Genomic DNA, 4,550 nt, shown 5'->3' with positions numbered 1-4,550 from the left:
TCCAAGGTCTACGCGTCCGGCTTCCAGGCGCTCAAAAGCATCAACCTGGACATCCGCCGCGGCGAGATCTTCGCCCTGCTGGGGCCGAACGGCGCCGGCAAGACCACGCTGATCAGCATCATCTGCGGTATCGTCAATCCCAGCGGCGGCACGGTCCTGGCCGATGGGCACGACATCATCTCGGACTACCGCGCCGCCCGGTCCCGCATCGGGCTGGTGCCGCAGGAGCTGACGGCGGACGCCTTCTCCACCGTCTGGGCGACGGTCAGCTTCAGCCGCGGGCTGTTCGGCAAGCCGCCGAACCCGGCCTATCTCGAAAAGGTGCTGAAGGACCTGTCGCTGTGGGACAAGAAGGACAGCAAGCTGATGACGCTGTCCGGCGGCATGAAGCGCCGGGTGCTGATCGCCAAGGCGCTGTCGCATGAGCCGCAGATCCTGTTCCTGGACGAGCCGACCGCCGGCGTCGACGTCGAGCTGCGGCGGGACATGTGGCAGCTGGTGCGCGCGCTGCGGGCGACCGGCGTCACCAACATCCTGACCACCCATTACATCGACGAGGCCGAGGAGATGGCCGACCGGATCGGGGTGATCAGCCATGGCGAGATCATCCTGGTGGAGGAGAAGGCCGAGCTGATGCGCAAGCTCGGCAAGAAGCAGCTGAAGCTGCAGCTGCAGACTCCGCTCGACGGCATTCCCAGCTCCCTCGCCGGACACCAGCTCGACCTGTCGGCCGATGGCAGCGAGCTGGTCTACACCTATGACACGCAAGGCGAGCGGACCGGCATCACCGCATTGCTGCAGGCCGTCAGCGATGCCGGCATCCGGTTCAGGGACCTGCAGACGAGCCAAAGCTCGCTGGAGGAAATCTTCGTCAAGCTGGTGAGCGAACGGTCATGAACTTTCACGCGATCCGCGCGATGTACGTGTCGGAGATGGCGCGGACCTGGCGCACTCTGCTGCAGAGCATCCTGTCCCCGGTCATCTCGACATCGCTGTATTTCGTCGTCTTCGGCGCAGCGCTGGGCTCGCGCATCCAGGAGATCGACGGCGTCAGCTACGGTGCCTTCATCGTGCCGGGGCTGGTCATGCTGTCGCTGCTGACGCAGAGCATCTCCAACGCCTCCTTCGGCATCTACTTCCCGAAATTCGTCGGCACGATCTACGAGCTGCTGTCGGCCCCGGTCTCCTATCTCGAAATCGTGGTCAGCTTTGTCGGCGCCGCGGCGTCCAAATCGATCATCCTCGGCCTGATCATCCTGGCGACGGCGGCGCTGTTCGTGCCGCTGCGGATCGAGCATCCCCTGTGGATGCTGCTGTTCCTGGTGCTGACGTCGGTCACCTTCAGCCTGTTCGGCTTCATCATCGGCATCTGGGCCGACGGCTTCGAGAAGTTGCAGCTGATTCCGCTGCTGATCGTCACGCCGCTGACCTTCCTCGGCGGCAGCTTCTATTCCATCGGCATGCTGCCGCCGTTCTGGCAGACGGTGGCGCTGGTCAACCCCGTAGTCTACCTGGTCAGCGGCTTCCGCTGGAGCTTCTACGGGGTCTCCGACGTCAGCGTCGGCATCAGCCTCGGCATGACGCTGGTGTTCCTGGCGGTCTGCGTGGCCGTGGTGGCGTGGATGTTCAGGACGGGCTACCGGCTCAAGACCTGACCCGCCCCGCTACAGCGGTAGCTTGGTCGCGTTGCTTTGCAATCTTGCGGTAACGGCGCCGCGTCATTGATGGTCCCGTGTCAGGCTGTTGAAAGCGGGATGACGCCATGAACCGACGCGATGCCTTGATGTTCGGCGCGGCCCTCACCGCAGGGGGCGTGGTCTCGCTGCAGGCCGGTGCGGCCGTGACCGCGGCCGGCGCGCCGCACGGCCTGCCTAGGCCGGTCAGCGCCGGCGTTCGCCGCCTGGCGGCTGCGGTGACGTCGACTGCCGCCGGCCCGTTCGTGCAGCCGCCGCTGCCGTTCAAGGAAGACGCGCTGGCCCCGACCATCAGCGCCGAGACCGTCGGGCTGCATTACGGCAAGCATCACAAGGCGTATTTCGACACGCTGAACAAGCTGGTGCCCGGCACGCCCTATGAATCGATGACCCTGGCCGAGGTGGTGGTGAAATCCGCCGCGGCTGGCGACACCGCGATCTTCAACCAGGCCGGCCAGGCCTGGAACCACGACCTGTACTGGGAACAGTTCACCCCGGGCGGGCCGAAGGCGCCGGACGGCCGCCTGGCTGCCGCCATTGCCGAATCCTTCGGCGACCAGCCCGGCCTGGTCAAGGCGACCACCGAGGCCGCAGGTAAGGTGTTCGGCAGCGGCTGGGTCTGGCTGGTGGCCGATGCCGGCAAGCTGACCCTGGTCGGCACCTCGAACGCCGATTCGCCCTTTGCCCATGGCGGCCAGCCGCTGTTCGGCATCGACGTCTGGGAGCACGCCTACTACCTGGACTACCAGAACCGCCGCCCCGACCACGTCAAGGCGGTGCTGGAGACCCTGGTCAACTGGTCGATCGTCTCGGACCGCCTGGGCGCCTGAGCCCATTCGCCAATGCTACTGGTGCGGCCGTCTGATGGCGGTTTCTCCGCTTCCGGTGCTCACGGACCAAACGTCCGCTGCGCGCCGGTTCTCGAAACCACCACCAGCCGACTCGCACCAGCGCATTCTCGAACGGGCTCTAAGCCCGGAGGCCGACCTCAGTTGCAGTGCGGCGGCTCGATCGGCTCGATCTTGTCGAGGGTCGCCGCCATGGCGAAGTCGCCATAGTCGATGACGATTCGGTCGGCGATGCCATTGTCGAACAGGCGCTGCCGCAGCTCGTAATCCGGCAGCTCCTTGTCCTGGTCCTTGTCGCCGCTGCCCAGGGTGAAGAATGCCATGCTGATGGCGTGCGACGGGCCGCGCAGCAGCGGGTCGGCCGCCGGGTCGCCCGATTGCGGCTTGCCGATCGCGACGCTGACATATTGCGGCCCGTCGGCGGAGCTGCCGTCGAAGAAGCCGGCGGTGAAGATCGGCTTGCCCTGCCGCATCGCCGCGACCAGCCGCTGCATATGGCTGGTCGGGAACAGGCTGCCGGCCGGCAGGTCCTGCTTCAGGTCGGCCGGCGTCTTGAACACCGCGTCGCCATGGCCGGCATCGTCGAGCTTGGCCGTGCCGCTGATCTCCTCGTTCGCCTTGCCGTTGGAGGTCGAGTTCAGGGTGTAGGTCAGCTCATGCCCGTCGGCGGATTCCCAGCCGGCATAGCGGGTCTTGCGGTCCAGCGTCTCGCCAGAGGCGTAGACCATCGACACCTGGTAGTTCTGCTCGAAGCTGGAGCCGTCGCAGGCCGCGGCCCAGCTGTATTCCATCTGCCCGTCGATTGAGATGACGCTGCGCTGGCCGCGCGTCATGTCGAGCTTCAGCGAATAGACCGCCCGATGCGACTGCAGGGCCACGGTCGGGGCGGCCTGGGCGGCGCCGAGCGGCAGCAGGAGGGCGAGGATGGCGAGGGGGAGCGATCTCAGGTGCATTGCAGCATCTGAGCCCGAACCGGCCAGCCGGCGCAAGCGCGACGGCTGCGTCCCGTTCACCCCGCTGCCCCGACCTTGACCCCCTGCAAGCGGATCAGTCCGTCCGGATAGGGCACGAAGCCGGTGACCGACCGGCGCATCCCCCACACCGAGGTGTAGTGGTACAGCACGATCTGCGGCAGATCGGTCAGGAACAGGCCAGCCGCCTGGCGGTACAGCGCGGCACGCTGGTCGTCATCGGTGACGCCACGGGCCTGGTCCAGGATGTGGTCGAAATCCCGGTTGCAGTACTGCCCCCAGTTCTGGAACGCATCGCAGGCCGCCCAGGCGCCGAGATTGGCGTCGGGGTCGAGCCGGCCGCTCCAGATCGCGATTGCCGCCTGGTAGTTGCCGTCATTGGCGCTCGCGGCCAGGGCCGCCGCCTCCAGCGCCTGGATCTTGATGTCGAAGCCCGCCTCGCCCGCCATGGCCTGGATCATCTGGCCGACCTGCTGGGTAACAGGGTTGTTGGTCACCAGCAGGGTGAAGGACGGGTTCGGCACCCCGGCCTCGGCCAGCAGGGCCTTGGCCTTGTCCAGATCGCGCGGCGGCAGCGGGTGGCCGGCATCGTAGAACCGCGTGCCCGGCGCCTCGGTCTGGTTGCTCGGGATGAACAGCCCGTCATAGGTGACGGCGTTGATCGCCTCGCGGTCGAGCGACAGTTCGAGCGCCTGCCGCACCTTCGCATCCTGGCCGATCGGGGTGTTCGCCTGGTCGCCATGATGGATGTTGAAGGTGATGAGATCATAGGCCAGCGACGGTGACTGGACCAGGGCGACGCCGGGATCGTCGCGCACCGTCGGCAGGTCGGTCGCCGCCACATGCTCGACGATGTCGAGGTCGCCGGAGCGCAGGTTGACCAGCCGCACCGTCTCGTCCGGGATCGGCAGGTAGGTCACCGAATCGACGAAGATCTGATCCTTGTTCCAGTACCGGTCGAACCGCTTCAGCAGGATGTGGTCGCCCTGGCGCCGCTCGACGAATTCGAACGGGCCGGCGCAGACCGGGTGCTGGCC

5 protein-coding genes are annotated in these 4,550 nt (G+C 66.7%); 3 read left to right on the top strand and 2 right to left on the bottom strand.

From position 1 onward, the window contains the following. The 3 genes from AC3XYG_RS30050 to AC3XYG_RS30040 form a co-directional block, all read left to right on the top strand. Nucleotides 1-897 (top strand): ABC transporter ATP-binding protein (locus tag AC3XYG_RS30050; protein ID WP_489143551.1); only part of this gene is annotated, 897 nt, incomplete at its 5' end. Next, nucleotides 894-1,655, top strand: a complete 762-nt coding sequence (locus AC3XYG_RS30045; RefSeq protein ID WP_489143550.1) for an ABC transporter permease — start codon at nucleotides 894-896, stop codon at nucleotides 1,653-1,655. The genes AC3XYG_RS30050 and AC3XYG_RS30045, both read left to right, overlap by 4 nt. 107 nt (nucleotides 1,656-1,762) lie before the next feature. Further along, a complete protein-coding gene (locus AC3XYG_RS30040) occupies nucleotides 1,763-2,524 on the top strand; it encodes a superoxide dismutase (protein ID WP_489143549.1) in 762 nt (253 codons plus the stop codon). Nucleotides 2,525-2,682: 158 nt separating this feature from the next. Here the strand turns inward: AC3XYG_RS30040 and AC3XYG_RS30035 are convergent, their stop codons facing one another. Together AC3XYG_RS30035 and AC3XYG_RS30030 are read right to left on the bottom strand one after the other, a co-directional pair. Then, complete coding sequence (locus tag AC3XYG_RS30035) at nucleotides 2,683-3,495, bottom strand: EipB family protein (protein ID WP_489143548.1); 813 nt, start codon at nucleotides 3,493-3,495, stop codon at nucleotides 2,683-2,685. 56 nt (nucleotides 3,496-3,551) lie between these two features. Continuing rightward, nucleotides 3,552-4,550: ABC transporter substrate-binding protein (locus AC3XYG_RS30030; RefSeq protein WP_489143547.1), on the bottom strand; the 999-nt coding region annotated here is incomplete at its 5' end.

Source organism: Inquilinus sp. (assembly GCF_057815775.1).
The sequence above is the reverse complement of the archived record's forward strand: the minus strand, read 5'-3'. Positions and strand labels throughout refer to the sequence as shown.

Excerpts from the sequence above, each read along its gene's own strand:
- AC3XYG_RS30045 (WP_489143550.1), top strand. The coding sequence starts at position 894 with ATGAACTTTCACGCGATCCGCGCGATGTACGTGTCGGAGATGGCGCGG.
- AC3XYG_RS30040 (WP_489143549.1), top strand. The coding sequence starts at position 1,763 with ATGAACCGACGCGATGCCTTGATGTTCGGCGCGGCCCTCACCGCAGGG.
- AC3XYG_RS30035 (WP_489143548.1), bottom strand. The coding sequence starts at position 3,495 with ATGCACCTGAGATCGCTCCCCCTCGCCATCCTCGCCCTCCTGCTGCCG.